Origin of the sequence: Kribbella turkmenica, from assembly GCF_004348725.1 — a bacterium.
In the GTDB taxonomy this organism is placed as follows: domain Bacteria; phylum Actinomycetota; class Actinomycetes; order Propionibacteriales; family Kribbellaceae; genus Kribbella; species Kribbella turkmenica.
On the sequence record NZ_SMKR01000200.1, the window covers coordinates 1 to 12,778 of the forward strand.

Annotated in this window: 14 protein-coding genes and 1 pseudogene; 9 read left to right on the forward strand and 6 right to left on the reverse strand. The window is 70.4% G+C overall.

The window, feature by feature from the left end; genetic code table 11:
- Both E1218_RS31410 and E1218_RS31415 read right to left on the reverse strand, forming a co-directional pair.
- Positions 1-1,619 (reverse strand): annotated as a pseudogene (locus E1218_RS31410) (Calx-beta domain-containing protein); the annotation flags it as partial.
- 154 nt (positions 1,620-1,773) lie between these two features.
- The gene (locus E1218_RS31415; protein WP_132326676.1) at positions 1,774-2,688 is read right to left on the reverse strand and encodes an alpha/beta fold hydrolase; all 915 of its coding nucleotides are present in this window, start codon (positions 2,686-2,688) and stop codon (positions 1,774-1,776) included.
- Positions 2,689-2,760: 72 nt separating this feature from the next.
- Here E1218_RS31415 and ligD point away from each other — a divergent pair, with 72 nt between their 5' ends.
- The 5 genes from ligD to E1218_RS31440 all read left to right on the forward strand — a co-directional run bounded on the left by ligD (position 2,761) and on the right by E1218_RS31440 (position 5,494).
- Positions 2,761-3,687: a non-homologous end-joining DNA ligase gene (gene ligD / locus E1218_RS31420; protein ID WP_132326677.1), complete on the forward strand. Its 927-nt coding sequence runs from the start codon at positions 2,761-2,763 to the stop codon at positions 3,685-3,687.
- Between the two features lie 44 nt (positions 3,688-3,731).
- Complete coding sequence (locus E1218_RS31425; protein ID WP_132326678.1) at positions 3,732-3,938, forward strand: hypothetical protein; 207 nt, start codon at positions 3,732-3,734, stop codon at positions 3,936-3,938.
- A gap of 155 nt (positions 3,939-4,093) precedes the next feature.
- Positions 4,094-4,723, forward strand: a complete 630-nt coding sequence (locus tag E1218_RS31430; RefSeq protein ID WP_132326679.1) for a TetR/AcrR family transcriptional regulator — start codon at positions 4,094-4,096, stop codon at positions 4,721-4,723.
- A gap of 125 nt (positions 4,724-4,848) precedes the next feature.
- Positions 4,849-5,076, forward strand: coding sequence for a DUF3107 domain-containing protein (locus tag E1218_RS31435; protein ID WP_132326680.1), 228 nt, complete (start codon positions 4,849-4,851; stop codon positions 5,074-5,076).
- A gap of 145 nt (positions 5,077-5,221) precedes the next feature.
- Complete coding sequence (locus E1218_RS31440; RefSeq protein WP_132326681.1) at positions 5,222-5,494, forward strand: GlsB/YeaQ/YmgE family stress response membrane protein; 273 nt, start codon at positions 5,222-5,224, stop codon at positions 5,492-5,494.
- Positions 5,495-5,559: 65 nt separating this feature from the next.
- On the opposite strand, the gene E1218_RS31445 is transcribed toward E1218_RS31440, so the two are convergent.
- Positions 5,560-6,240 (reverse strand): ferritin-like fold-containing protein, encoded by a 681-nt coding sequence (locus tag E1218_RS31445; RefSeq protein ID WP_132326682.1) that lies wholly within the window; start codon positions 6,238-6,240, stop codon positions 5,560-5,562.
- Between the two features lie 353 nt (positions 6,241-6,593).
- Here E1218_RS31445 and E1218_RS31455 point away from each other — a divergent pair, with 353 nt between their 5' ends.
- Together E1218_RS31455 and E1218_RS31460 are read left to right on the forward strand one after the other, a co-directional pair.
- A complete protein-coding gene (locus E1218_RS31455; RefSeq protein ID WP_132326683.1) occupies positions 6,594-8,285 on the forward strand; it encodes a DEAD/DEAH box helicase in 1,692 nt (563 codons plus the stop codon).
- Positions 8,286-8,385: 100 nt separating this feature from the next.
- Complete coding sequence (locus E1218_RS31460; protein WP_132326684.1) at positions 8,386-9,315, forward strand: DUF4349 domain-containing protein; 930 nt, start codon at positions 8,386-8,388, stop codon at positions 9,313-9,315.
- A gap of 3 nt (positions 9,316-9,318) precedes the next feature.
- On the opposite strand, the gene E1218_RS31465 is transcribed toward E1218_RS31460, so the two are convergent.
- Positions 9,319-10,068, reverse strand: a complete 750-nt coding sequence (locus E1218_RS31465) for a ParA family protein (RefSeq protein WP_202866295.1) — start codon at positions 10,066-10,068, stop codon at positions 9,319-9,321.
- 60 nt (positions 10,069-10,128) lie between these two features.
- Here E1218_RS31465 and E1218_RS37860 point away from each other — a divergent pair, with 60 nt between their 5' ends.
- Together E1218_RS37860 and E1218_RS31470 are read left to right on the forward strand one after the other, a co-directional pair.
- Positions 10,129-10,251 carry a hypothetical protein gene (locus E1218_RS37860; protein WP_267900338.1) on the forward strand — a complete coding sequence of 41 codons (123 nt, stop codon included), beginning with the start codon at positions 10,129-10,131 and terminating at the stop codon, positions 10,249-10,251.
- 19 nt (positions 10,252-10,270) lie between these two features.
- Positions 10,271-11,128 (forward strand): alpha/beta fold hydrolase, encoded by an 858-nt coding sequence (locus E1218_RS31470; RefSeq protein WP_132326685.1) that lies wholly within the window; start codon positions 10,271-10,273, stop codon positions 11,126-11,128.
- A gap of 16 nt (positions 11,129-11,144) precedes the next feature.
- Here the strand turns inward: E1218_RS31470 and E1218_RS31475 are convergent, their stop codons facing one another.
- Together E1218_RS31475 and E1218_RS31480 are read right to left on the reverse strand one after the other, a co-directional pair.
- Positions 11,145-12,206 (reverse strand): hypothetical protein, encoded by a 1,062-nt coding sequence (locus E1218_RS31475; RefSeq protein WP_132326686.1) that lies wholly within the window; start codon positions 12,204-12,206, stop codon positions 11,145-11,147.
- Positions 12,203-12,706, reverse strand: coding sequence for an RNA polymerase sigma factor (locus tag E1218_RS31480; protein ID WP_233712596.1), 504 nt, complete (start codon positions 12,704-12,706; stop codon positions 12,203-12,205). The genes E1218_RS31475 and E1218_RS31480 overlap by 4 nt, the downstream gene beginning before the upstream one ends.
- Between the last annotated feature and the right edge of the window lie 72 nt (positions 12,707-12,778).

A 12,778-nucleotide genomic window follows, 5' to 3' on the forward strand; every position in this document is an offset into this window, starting at 1 on the left:
GCAGTGGTCGGTGTGCGCGCGGCGTACCAGGCGGCACCCCAGTGCGGTGCGTTGGCCCAGTCGTCAGTCGTCATGCACGTCGATGTCGCCGCCATCCGTCCGGATGGCCGGCTCACCCCCGCGCACACCTCGGCCGACGCCTTCCCGCTGACCGCGTCGGCCGGCAGCGCCTTGTCGAGCGCATTCACGTCCCGCCGCGACGCCGGCGGCGCTTGCGACACCACACGGACCACGGCCCGCCCGGCCGACGCGGCCCGGGCGTCGGACCCGTCGAACTGCGGCAGGAACTTCCGCTCGTGGCCCAACTGCAGCCGGAAGAATCCCGCGACGTACGCCGTCCCGACGGCCTGTTGCTCCTTGGCGGTCAGCCGACCCGCGTACTTCGCCCCGCACGGTGATTCCCTGTCCTCGCCGGACCAGTCGTCGCCGGACGGCGCCTCGGACTGTCCCGGCGTCCATTCGGTGTTGAAGAAGTTGTGGTTGCTCCCGAGCACCGTCACGGTCGACCGCGGTGCGGTGTCGCCGGTGACGGAGTAGCGAGTGTCGTCGTAGAACTTCTGGCCTTGCAGGTCCGAGACGTCACCGTCGCAGTACGGCAGCAGCACGCTCATCGCGACACCGGGCACGGTCGCACGGGCGAAGTCGGTCGGTGCGAGCGGCAGGACCGCGCGGATGCCGAACTGCCCGCCGCGGTCGGCGTTCAGCACCGCGGCCCGGGCCACGCCCTCACCGCCACGCGAGTGACCCATCAGACCCACGTTCTGCAGGTCGACCTTGCCGACGTACGTGCGGCCGAACGGTCCACCGCCGATCGTCGACCAGTTCTTCCACAGCGCCAGGTGGTCGAGGACCAGCTCGGCCCGCGCCTGCGCACCGGAGTCGTAGAGATCACCGTCGTACGCGTTCACCGCGTTCGCGCTGATCGAGACGACCAGGTAGCCGTGACTGGCGAGCGCCTGCGCCGGGCCGTCGTACCCGCGGAAGCTGGGCACCGGCTTCGCGCCCGCTCGGCACGGCCACGGCTTGCCAGACGGCGCGACGTCGTCGCCGTAGCAGTACTGGTGCCGGCCGTGCAGGAAGATCACCAGCGCCCGTGGACCGACGGCGCCACGCGGCCTGTACACCTTCCCGCGCAGTTCGGACCGTTGCTCGAGGCCCGGAAGGTAGACGGCCTCGTCCCCGAGGTCGTACTCGGAGGTGGCGACCTGGTAATCGCCCAACGCACCGGGATCGTCTGTCAGCAGCGGCCCGCGCTTCGCCTTCAGCCAGTCGGCGTCGGTCGGCCCGGCCGCCTGTCCCCGGTTCCGGCCGGTGCTCTTGCCGACGTCACCCGACCAGACCAGCCGGACGTCGCGCGCCGTCAGCACGGCCGGGTTGCTGGTGACCAGCGTCAGCGTCCGCTGGTCCGGCGACTGCCGGGCCACGCCGATCGGTACGCCGTTCACGGCCAGCAGCGGCAGCGACGCACGCATCGGCGCCGGCGCTTGGAGGCGCAGCGTCAGCTGATAACCGGCGGCCACCGGCTTCACGTCCCAGTTGTGGCCTGAAGCAACCGACGGGGGCGGACGGTGCGGTGTGGCGTTCGCGGGCAGCAACCCCACGCTCAGCAGTGCGACCATCCCCAGCGACAGGCTTCTGACGAGGCTGCCCGTTACCCGCACAGTGATCCTCTCGTTCGACGAAGCCGGTGCTCGTCCGACTCCGTGGGCGAGAAAAAAGTTGATCCGACCGGCCGCTCAACCGCGTCTCGGTCCGGGCACAGCTGTGACTCGATCAGCTGATCAGCTGACGGAACGCCCGTTCGACCTGTTCGGGGTGCTCCATCTGCGCGACGTGACCCGACTGCGGGATGTAGAGCAACCGCGCGTCCCGGAAGCTGTGCTGTGCCTTGGTCCGGATCCGCGCGTCGACCAGCCGGTCCCTGCCGCCGTAGATCAATAGCACCGGGCACTCGACCCGGGCGGCGACCGCCCACAGCGACTTGCGAGGGGGCGCCAGCGACGAGCGCAGGATGCTCCGGGCACCGTCGACCGTCGCCTGCATCCCCCACGGGTCCGAGTCCCGCCGGCGCAGTTCCGCCTCGTACGCCGCCTTCACCTCGGCCGGCAGCGACCGCGGATCACCGAACACCATCGCCAGCCCGACCTTGAGCCGGCGCTCGAACGGCAGCCGCCGGCTTCGCTCGAGCACGACCTGGCCGAGCCGCGGCGTGGCGACCGCGGCGAACCACAGCGCGGTGGCGGACGCTCGCGGGTGCGGAAGCGCCGGCGAGACCAAGGTGAGCGACGTGACCAGGTCCGGCCGCCGCGCGGCCAGCGCCACTGACGTCGCTCCGCCCATCGAGTTGCCGAACAGGTGCACCGGCCGGTCGGCCTCCCGCTCGATCAACTCGACCAGTACGTCGACCTGCTCGCGGATCCCGGCTACCCCGGCCAGCGGCGTACGCCCGAACCCGGGCAGATCGGGCGCCATCCCGCGGACGGTGTCGTTGAGCAGCAGGCCGAGCGCGGTCCAGTTCAGCGACGAGCCGCCCAGCCCGTGCACGAACAGCGCGGGCGGAAGGTCCGGCGCCGCGCCCGGGACGTCCCTGACCAGGAGATCGACCCCCGCGACCGGCACTCGGCGGGCCGGCCATTCCTGCACACCCAGCGGAACACTGTCGCCGGTTACTGCCGCGTAACGTTCCACGAATCCCATGGTAAGTCGCCACCCGGCCGGTGTTCACCCGTTAGGACGGGTCGGGGGTGGAGACTGGGAGGCATGGCAGCCGCACCGAAGCAACTGACCACCGAGGTCGACGGGCAGACGATGAAGCTCACCAACCTCGGCAAGGTGCTGTATCCGTCGACCGGGTTCACCAAGGCCGAGGTCATCGACTACTACCACCAGGTGGCCCCGCTGCTGCTGCCGCACCTCTCCGACCGTCCCTTGACCCGCAAGCGGTGGCCCGACGGCACCGAGGCGGCGTACTTCTTCGAGAAGAACGCCCCCCGCGGTACGCCGTCCTGGGTGCGAACCGTGACGCTGCCGACCCCCGGGAGCTCGACCGGACGGGACGAGGCCGATTTCGTCGTCGCGGACGACGTCCAGACGGTGGTGTGGCTGGCCAACCTGGCCGCACTCGAGCTGCACGTGCCCCAGTGGCGGATCGGTCTGTCGAAGGACGGCAAGGACCCGCAGGCCGACCTGATCGTGTTCGACCTCGACCCGGGGCCGGGCGCAACCATCGTCGAGTGCTGCGACGTGGCGCTCGCGCTGCGCGAGCTGCTCAGCCACTTCGGGCTGGAGGGCTGGCCGAAGACGTCCGGCAACAAGGGCATGCACCTGTACGTGCCGATCGAGCCGGCGTCGTCCAAGCAGGCCAGTGCGTTCGCCAAGCAGCTCGCGGAGCAGCTGGCCGAGGCACTGCCGGAGAACGTGACCGCCAACATGACCAAGGCGCTCCGGCCGGGCAAGGTGTTCATCGACTGGAGCCAGAACAACAGCGCCAAGACGACGCTGGCGCCGTACTCCCTGCGCGGGGCCGAGGAGCCCAGGGTGTCCACTCCGATCGACTGGGACGAGGTGGCGTCGGCGACCGAGCCGGAGGAGCTCCGGTTCCTGCCGCACGAGGTGCTGGCCCGGATCGAGGAGTACGGCGACGTGCTGGAAGGCATGTACGACGACCCCAAACCGCTACCGTCGTAACCCGTGGCATCCGTCCTGACCGTCGTACCGAGAGGAGCAGTCGCATGACCAGCGAGCCCGACTACGAGGGTCCAGGCTTCGACAGCGTGCCCGACGACGCCCCCGAGGCCGACGTCCTGGAGCAACGCCAGAGCCAGACCGTGACGGACCGCCGCCCGGACGACTCCGGCGTACCGATCGAGGCGGATCCGGCGGACGTGGACGACCAGCGCCGCGAGGTCGGCGACGAGGACGAGGACGACTACCGCTGACCGCAGCGGAACAGTACGGCGGGACGACCGGCAGTACCACGATGGAACGCCGAGCCGTGGCGAAGCTACTGGCCGGGATGACCGCTGGGTAGGATTCGGGGAACGACCCGGCGGTCGAGCCGTGCCGCCGGTGCCGCACCACCGAAGGAGCCGACGTGTCGACGACACCCGAGACCGCGCCCAAGCGCGGCAGCCGCCTGCCGCGGCTGGCCCGCCGCGCGCAACTGCTCGAGGCGGCCCAGGAGGTCTTCGTCGCGAACGGTTACCACGCCGCCGCGATGGACGACATCGCCGATCGCGCCGGCGTCAGCAAGCCGGTGCTCTACCAGCACTTCCCCGGCAAGCTGGAGCTCTACCTGGCGCTGCTGGACACCTCCTGCGACGCGATCGTCGCCTCCGTGCGGGACGCGCTGAAGTCGACCGACGACAACAAGCAGCGGGTCACCGCCACCATGCACGCGTTCTACGACTACGTGGCGAACGCCCAGGGCGCGTTCCGGCTGGTGTTCGAGTCGGACCTGACCAACGAGCCGTCCGTGCGGGAGCGGGTCGACCGGGTCACCCACGAGTGCGCCGAGGCGGTGTCCGAGGTGATCAGCGCGGACGCCGGGCTGAGCCGGCAGCAGTCGATGGTGCTGGCCGTCAGCCTGGTCGGCATGGCCCAGGTGAGCGCCCGCTACTGGCTGGCGGCGGACAACCCGTCGCTGCCGCAGGAACACGCCGCCGACCTGGTCGCCTCGCTGGCCTGGCGCGGCATCGGCGGCTTCCCTCGCACCGACGGCTGAGACCTCCGGCGGGCGCCCTACCGGGTTCTGCTCTGGGCGGACGGGTGAGAGCTGACGGTCGGCAGCGGATAGGCTCGAACAGTCACCGGCGAGAGCCGCCGGTCGGAACGTGCCCGGAGGGTTTCGTGGAGGTCAAGATCGGCGTGCAGCACGCCAATCGTGAATTGGTGCTGGAGAGCGAGCAGAGCCCGGACGAGGTGCAGCAGGCCGTCGCCGATGCGCTCAGCGGCAAGTCCGGCCTGTTGCAGCTGACCGACGACAAGGGCCGCCGGGTGATCGTGCCCGCCGACCGGCTCGCGTACGTCGAGATCGGTGAGGTGTCGATCCGCAAGGTCGGGTTCGGCGCGATCTGACCGAAGTCCCCGTGACGCTGGGTTGCAATCCGGCGACGGCTGATCGCAACACGTTTGGGTGTGTCGCCGACCGGTAACCGTTGCGGTGCGGCGAGACAATCGTCCCGCCGCGTGGACGCGGTCGTCACAAGGAGGAGCCAGCGTCATGGAAATCATCGGTGTGATCATTGCCGGCATCATCATCGGCCTGCTCGGCAAGTTCGTCGCCCCGGGCGACAGGGACAACATCCCGTTGTGGCTCACCGTGCTGTGCGGCATCGGTGGAGTCCTGATCGGCTACTACGTGGCCGCGGCGCTCGGCGTCGAAGCCACCAGCGGGATCGACTGGATCCGCTGGATCGTCAGCATCATCGTGGCCGCGGTTCTGGTCGTCATCGCAGCCATGGTCACCGGGCGTGGAAAGACCCGCGCCGTCTGACCGAAGGAGTGCCTCGCCGGCCGTCACCCTTCGCCGGTGGCGGCCGGCCAACGTTTCCGGGATGCCTACGCCTGGAGGCCGAGAGCGGTCATCCGGGCGGTGTGCGCCTCGGTCAGGCGGGTGAACATCCGGCCGATCGCGGCCAGGTCGAGCCCCGGGCGGTCGACGCTGCCGGCCAGCAGCGCGGCCAGCGAGTCGCGGTCGGCGGCGATCCGCTGCGCCTGGCTGAGCGCCTCGCCCACCAGCCGGCGGCCCCACAGCGCCAGCCGGCCGCCCAGTTTCGGGTCCTCCGCGATCGCGGCCCGGACCCGGTCGACGACGAACTCGGCCTGTCCGGAGTCGGCGAACACCTCGAGCACCAGCGCCCGGGTCTCGGCGTCCACGAACGATGCGATCTCGCGGTAGAAGTCGTTCGCCAGGCCGTCGCCGACGTACGCCTTGACCAGGCTCTCCAGCCAGTCCGACGGCGCGGTGTGGTCGTGGAACGCGTCCAGCGGGGTGACGAACGGTTGCATCGCCTCCATCGGGTCCACCCCGAGCGCGACCAGCCGGTCCCGCAGCTGCTGGAAGTGCCCGAACTCCGTCGTCGCCAGCGCGGCGAGCTCCGCCTTGTCGTTCAGCGTCGGCGCCAGCTTGGCGTCCTCGGCGATCCGCTCGAAGGCGGTCAGCTCACCGTACGCGAGCACTCCCAGCAGATCCACCGCCGCGGCCCGGTAGGCGGGATCATCAAAGGCCGTCTGCTCCATGCCCGGCACCCTATCGGGACCCGGCCGCGAGTTGCGCACACCACAGTTCCCGGATCGAGCGGCGAGTGGCGCAAAGCACACGAAGCGGCGTTGACAGGTTCACCCGTTACACTGGTGAGCGATTCGCCGGTGACGCGCCCAGATGGGCAAGCTGGTGCGAGGTGCTTGCACAGTGTCCCGCGCCTCACGAAGGGGGCTGCAGAGCCCCCAGGCGCCCGGCCACTGACGCAACTGTCCGTACAAGCATGTGAGAGGCGATCAGCCTGACCACCTTCAGAGAGCTCGGGGTACTGCCCGAGATCTGCGACGCGCTCGATCGCGTCAACATCGTGGAGCCGTTTCCGATCCAGGAGATGACGCTCCCTGTCGCCCTGATGGGCACCGATTTGATCGGCCAGGCCCGCACCGGGACCGGCAAGACGCTCGGCTTCGGCATCCCGCTGCTGCAGCGCACCATCTCCCCCGGCGAGCCCGACTACGAGGAACTCGCCGCTCCGGGCAAGCCGCAGGCGCTGGTCGTCACCCCGACCCGTGAGCTCACCATCCAGGTCGCCAAGGACCTGGAGACCGCGTCCACCGTGCGCACCGTCCGGGTGCTCACGGTGTACGGCGGGGTCGCGTACGAGCCGCAGCTGGACGCGCTGAAGAAGGGCGTCGACGTCGTCGTCGGTACGCCCGGACGTCTGCTGGACCTGGCGAACCGGGGCGTGCTCGACCTGAGCCACATCAAGGTGCTCGTGCTGGACGAGGCCGACGAGATGCTCGACCTCGGCTTCCTGCCCGACGTGGAACGCATTCTGCGCAAGACGCCCGAGCTCCGGCAGACGATGTTGTTCTCGGCAACGATGCCGTCGGCCGTGATCGGCCTGGCGCGCACCCACATGCGGCACCCGCTGAACATTCGGGCGGAGTCGCACGAGGACACCCAGATGGTGCCGACGACCGCGCAATTCGTCTACCGGGCGCACGACCTGGACAAGCCCGAGGTGGTGGCCCGCATCCTGCAGGCCGAGGACCGCGGCCGGGTGATGATCTTCTGCAAGACCAAGCGGGAGGCCTCCCGGCTGACCGACGACCTGCAGGACCGCGGCTTCAAGGCGGCCGCGATCCACGGCGACCTGAACCAGCAGGCCCGCGAGCGGGCGCTGATGCGGTTCCGCGGCGACAAGATCGACGTGCTGATCTGCACCGACGTCGCCGCCCGCGGCATCGACGTCGAGGGTGTCACCCACGTCATCAACAACACCTGCCCCGAGGACGAGAAGGCCTACATCCACCGGATCGGCCGGACCGGCCGGGCGGGTGCCAGCGGGATCGCGGTGACCTTCGTCGACTGGCCGGACGTGACCCGGTGGAAGACGATCAACAAGGCGCTCGACCTGCCGTACGACGAGCCGCAGGAGATCTACTCGACCTCGCCGGAGCTCTACCACGACCTGGGCATCTCGACCGAGGCGAAGGGCCGGATCAAGCCGGCCCGCGAGCCACGTGAGGACGCGCCCGCCCGGGAGCGGCGTCGTACCGGCGAGGGTTCGGAGGGCGGCGAGCGCCCGGCGCGGAAGCGGAACCGGAACCGGAAGCGGACGCGCGGCGGCCAGGTGCTCGACGGTCAGACGACCGAGCAGAAGTCCGAGTCGGACGTGACCACGAAGACGCAGGTCCCGCCGACGGCCGAGTCGTCGACGGAGGCCGCGGAGGCGCCGGAGCGGAAGCCGCGCAACCGCACCCGCACCCGGAAGACCGTCGAGGCGGCGGCCGAGGCTCCTGCTCCGGTGGAGGAGCCGGCCGAGAGGCCGGTGAAGCGGACCCGGACGCGGAAGACCGCCCAGGCTCCCGCCGACGCCGCTGCGGCCGACGCCCCTGCGGCTGAGGCGACTGAGCCGGTGAAGCGGACTCGGGCGCGGAAGGTTGCCGAAGAGCCGGCCGCGGAGGTTGACGAGCCTGGCAAGCGCAGGCGGACGCGGACCCGGAAGACCGCGGAGGCGCCGCCGGCGCCCGAGCCCGGGTCCAGCCCGACCGTCCCGCTCTTCACCGCTCCGGAGTGACCGCCCCGTCGCCCGACCGTGGCCGAACGGTGATCTGAGCCTGCAACACCCTGCCCCTCCGTGGCGTCCTAGCGACAACCACGAGAGAGGGGCATGGGTGATGAGGCGGATCAAGACTGCCGCGGCCGGGGTGGCGTTGCTGGGGATGGTTCTGCTGGCAGGGTGCTCCGGTGGGGGCGCCGACAGCACCAGCGAGTCCGGAGCATCGGGAGCGTCCGGTGCCGCCGCACCCCAGGACCGGCAGGGCGCGGGCTCGGATGAGGCATCCGACGGCAAGGCCACGGGGAACGCGCAGAACAAGCCGGCCGCTCAGCCGACGATCACCCGGGCGATCATCAAGACCGGCTCGCTGACGATCGAGACCGACTCCGAGGACGTGCAGGCCCAGCGGCAGCAGGCGATCACGCTCGTCGCCGGTCTCAAGGGACAGGTCGCCTCCGAGGACACCGGTAGCGACGACAAGGGCAGGCTCACCCGGGCGAACCTCGTCCTGAAGGTGCCGACCGCGTCGTTCGACACCGCGATCCAGCGGCTGTCCGAGCTCGGCACCCGGAAGCAGATCCACCAGGAATCCAGCGACGTCACCGAGCAGGTGGTCGACGTGGAGAGCCGGATCGCCTCCCAGCGGGCCAGCCTGGAACGGATGCGCACGCTGCTCGCGAGGGCGAACACGATTGGCGAGATCGTCTCCGTGGAGACCGAGCTGACCCGGCGGGAGGCCGACCTCGAGTCGCTGCTGGCCAAGCAGAAGAACCTCGCCCTGCAGACCGAACTGGCCACGCTCGCACTCACACTGACCGCGAAGGGCGAGGCACCCGTCTCCCAGGACCCCGACCGCGGGTTCGTGGCCGGGCTGAAGGGCGGCTGGAACGCGTTCACCGCCACCTTCGCCGCGCTGGCGACGGCTCTCGGCGCGGCGCTGCCGTTCCTGGTGCTGCTGGTGCTGATCGGCGTACCGCTGTGGCGGGTCCGGAACCGGCTGCGCCGGCAGCCCGCGCTCGCGCCGAGCCAGGCTCCGGACGGGCAGTAGCGTTCAGAGCAGCGCGCCGGCCAATGCTCGGTAGGCCTTCGCACCGGGCGAGGCCGGCGCCGTGCTCAGCACGGTCTCGCCGATCGCCGGCGCCTCCGCGAACCGGATCGACTTCGGGATCGCGGGTTCCAGCACGTCGAGCGAGTACGTGTCCGCGATCGTCTCCAGGACCGCGCGGGCGAGCGTCGTCCGGCCGTCGTACAGGGTCGGCAGTACGCCGAGCACGGTCAGCTCCGGGTTCGTCAGCCGCTGGACGTCGTGGATCGTGTCGAGTAGTTGCCCTACACCACGATGTGCCAGGGTCTCGCACTGGAGCGGGATCAGTACGTCGGATGCCGCCGAGAGACCGTTCACCGTCAGCAGCCCGAGTGTCGGCGGGCAGTCGACGATCACCCAGTCGTACGACGCCCGCAGCGGACGCAACGCGGTCCGCAGTACCTGCTCCGGCCCACTCTCGCGGGCCAGCCGGACCTCCGCGGTCGCGAGCTCGATCGTCGCCGGCAGCAGGTCGACCCCGTCCGCGAGCCCGATCAGCACGTCCCGCGCCTTCACGCCGCCGAGCAGGACGTGGTGGATCGACTTGTCCAGGTCCTCGGGGTCGGTACCGACCGAGAACGTCAGGCAGGCCTGCGGGTCCAGATCGACCAGCAGCACCCGTTGACCCTGCTCGGCCAGCGCAGCGCCGAGCGTCGCGACAGTGGTCGTCTTGGCCACGCCGCCTTTCTGGTTGGCAACCGCCATCGTGCGAGGCACCCGGACATTGTGCCGCACACCGGAACGCCCGGCCGCACCCCGGGTTGGCCTCAACTTCGCTTGAACCTCCAGCATGGTGGCGGCCGGAACCGCAGGAGCGGCGTACAGCTGACCGTCGTCGTGAGCGCCGCCGTCGTCGTCCTGCTCGGCCTGGCCACGGCGACTCTGGTTCGGACGGACTGACCGGATACTCTCAGTACTTGTGAGTACGCCACGTTCGCTGACGTTGCCCGACGGGGTTCACCGCGCGACCCTCGAGACCGACCGCGGGTCCTTCGCCACCTTGACGGCTGTGCCGCAGATCGGTACGCCGCTGGGCACGGTCCTGCTCGTCCCGGGATGGACCGGCAGCAAGGAGGACTTCACCCCGCTGGTGGACCACCTGTGCCGGTACGGCTGGCGGACCGTCGCGGTCGACCAGCGCGGTCAGTACGAAACGCCTGGCCCCGCCGACCCGTCGGCCTACACCTTGGCGGAGCTCGCTGCGGACGTGGTCGCGATGAGCGAGGCCCTCGGCGGCTACAGCCAGCTGGTCGGGCACTCGTTCGGCGGACTGGTCGCGCGGGAGGCGGTGCTCACGGATCCGTCGGTGTTCTCGACGATCAGCCTGATGTGCTCCGGCCCGGCGGCCTTCACCGACGAGGTGAGGGTGCAGGGACTGCAGATGCTGGCCTACGGCCTGGACAACCTGCCGATCGAGCAGGTGTACGACCTGAAGTTGCAGCACGACAGCAGCGGCCCGGCGTACATCGCGCCGCCGGAGGAGATCGCCGCCTTCCTCCGCAAGCGGTTCACCGGCAACGTCCCGGTGAGCCTCTCGGAGATCACCCGGCGGTTGACGGACGCCCAGGACAAGACCGACGAACTGGCGAAGTCCGGCGTACGTGCCCAGGTCCTGTACGGCGAGGGCGACGACGGCTGGCCGCTCGAGACCCAGCGCCAGATGGCCGCGGACCTGGGAGTGGAGCCACAGGTTATCCCCGAGGCCTCCCACTCCCCCGCCATCGAGCAACCAGCCGCCACCGCGCGCCTCCTGGTGAAGTTCTTCCACGACCGCTGACCTGGTGCGCCGATCGTCAGCGCACCGGCTTCACCGCGACATCCAACGTGAGGTTGTCCAGGCCGAGCGGGGTCAGCGCGGTCTTGAGTGCCTCGTCGTACACCAGGGCCCCGACTCCAACCTTGTCGACACCCTCCGGGCCCGTGCGGTACACGCCGAGGTCCTTGTTCATCAGGTCGCCGACGGAAGTGCTGATCCTGGTCAGTTCGGCCTTGCTCAGGTTCACCCGGTGAACGCACAGGTTGCCGGTGTACACCTTGGCGAAGGCGGTCCGGAAGGCCGCGAGGTCGCCGTGCGCCACGCCGATCGTGTAGACCTCCGGTGCCCCCGGGACGTTGCCCTTGGGGTACAGCAGGCTCGGATCGGTGACCTGGTCCTGCCGAGCGTCGAGGAATGCGGCCACCGCGGGCTGGTCGAGGGGGGTGCGCCCGGTCTTCCAGCCGCCCACCGGCTCGGGACAGGGCACTTGATCCGGCGGGAGAGTTTGCTCCAGCGTGGTGGTCTTGGTCACCGGCACCTGCTGGTCCCGCACTTCGATCGTGCGGCCCGACCAGATCCCGGTCACGATGACGTAGCCGGTCCGCACGCCCTTGATCGTCTTCGGTTCATAGATCCTGTTCAGGTCGAGACCCTTCAGCGTCACCGCGTACTGCGCCGGGCAGGACGGCGCCGGCTCCCCGCCCTTCGGCCAGCCGATCGCGGGGTGCGGCAGTGACGGGCAGTACACCGGATCGTGCCCGGGGACGGCGATCACCCGGCCGCCCACCCTGACCCGGTCGCCGTCGCGGACGAGCAGTTCGTCGTGCGGCGCTTGGTTGCCTCGAGCAAGTGAGCCGGTCGGGCCACCGGTCGTGACCGGGCCGGCCACCGGCTCCTTGTCACCACCCGGCAGGACGATGAGCGCGGCGGCGGCGATCGCGGCCACACTGGCGGCGGCCAGGGCGGGCACCCACGCGCGCGGGCGGCGCCGGCCGCCCATGATGCGGTCGAGGTCGGGCTCGGGCGCCGACGCCTGGCCGGCACGCCAGCGCGCACCGGCCTGCGTCAACAGCTCGTCGACCTCGTCGGTCGGGTTCATTCGCTGACCTCCAGCAAGGTACGCAGGCGGGCCCGCGCATCGGACAAAGTGGACTTGACGGTGCCTTCGGAACAGCCCATCACCGCGGCCGTGTCGGCTATCGACAGATCGGCGAAGTAGTAGCAGTCCACGGCGAGGCGTTGCCGGGCCGACAAGATGGCGAGCGCGTGGTCCACGTCCATCCGGGCGTCCAGATCAGGCCGCGACACCGGACCGTCGTGCTCGGCCAGCTCGCCGGCCGGCCGTAACCGGCGGACCGCCTTCCGGGCCTGGTCCGCGGTGATCGCGAGCAGCCAGGCGGACGGCGTCCCACGGCTCGCGTCGTACTGACTCCGCTTGGCCCACGCCCGCGCGAGCGCCTCCTGCACGATGTCGTCGCGGTCCGCCCCCACGGCGAGCCGCGCCGCAAGACGAGCCATCGCCGGCAGATGCGGCCGCACCCACTCCGCGAACCCGGACCCGTCCGAGGGCGGGCCCAACACCACCGGCTCATCCGTCATCGTCGGCATACCCTGTCTACCCCCGAGTCGCACGTCCGGTTGGGTCCTACCCGAGTTCCAACGACCCCGCCC

What these genes read in the sequence shown, in the direction of transcription:
- E1218_RS31455 (WP_132326683.1), top strand. Translation starts at nt 6,594, where the DNA reads ATGACGCTCCCTGTCGCCCTGATGGGCACCGATTTGATCGGCCAGGCC.
- E1218_RS31480 (WP_233712596.1), bottom strand. Translation starts at nt 12,706, where the DNA reads ATGACGGATGAGCCGGTGGTGTTGGGCCCGCCCTCGGACGGGTCCGGG.
- E1218_RS31460 (WP_132326684.1), top strand. Translation starts at nt 8,386, where the DNA reads ATGAGGCGGATCAAGACTGCCGCGGCCGGGGTGGCGTTGCTGGGGATG.
- E1218_RS31445 (WP_132326682.1), bottom strand. Translation starts at nt 6,240, where the DNA reads ATGGAGCAGACGGCCTTTGATGATCCCGCCTACCGGGCCGCGGCGGTG.
- E1218_RS31475 (WP_132326686.1), bottom strand. Translation starts at nt 12,206, where the DNA reads ATGAACCCGACCGACGAGGTCGACGAGCTGTTGACGCAGGCCGGTGCG.
- E1218_RS31440 (WP_132326681.1), top strand. Translation starts at nt 5,222, where the DNA reads ATGGAAATCATCGGTGTGATCATTGCCGGCATCATCATCGGCCTGCTC.
- ligD (WP_132326677.1), top strand. Translation starts at nt 2,761, where the DNA reads ATGGCAGCCGCACCGAAGCAACTGACCACCGAGGTCGACGGGCAGACG.
- E1218_RS31425 (WP_132326678.1), top strand. Translation starts at nt 3,732, where the DNA reads ATGACCAGCGAGCCCGACTACGAGGGTCCAGGCTTCGACAGCGTGCCC.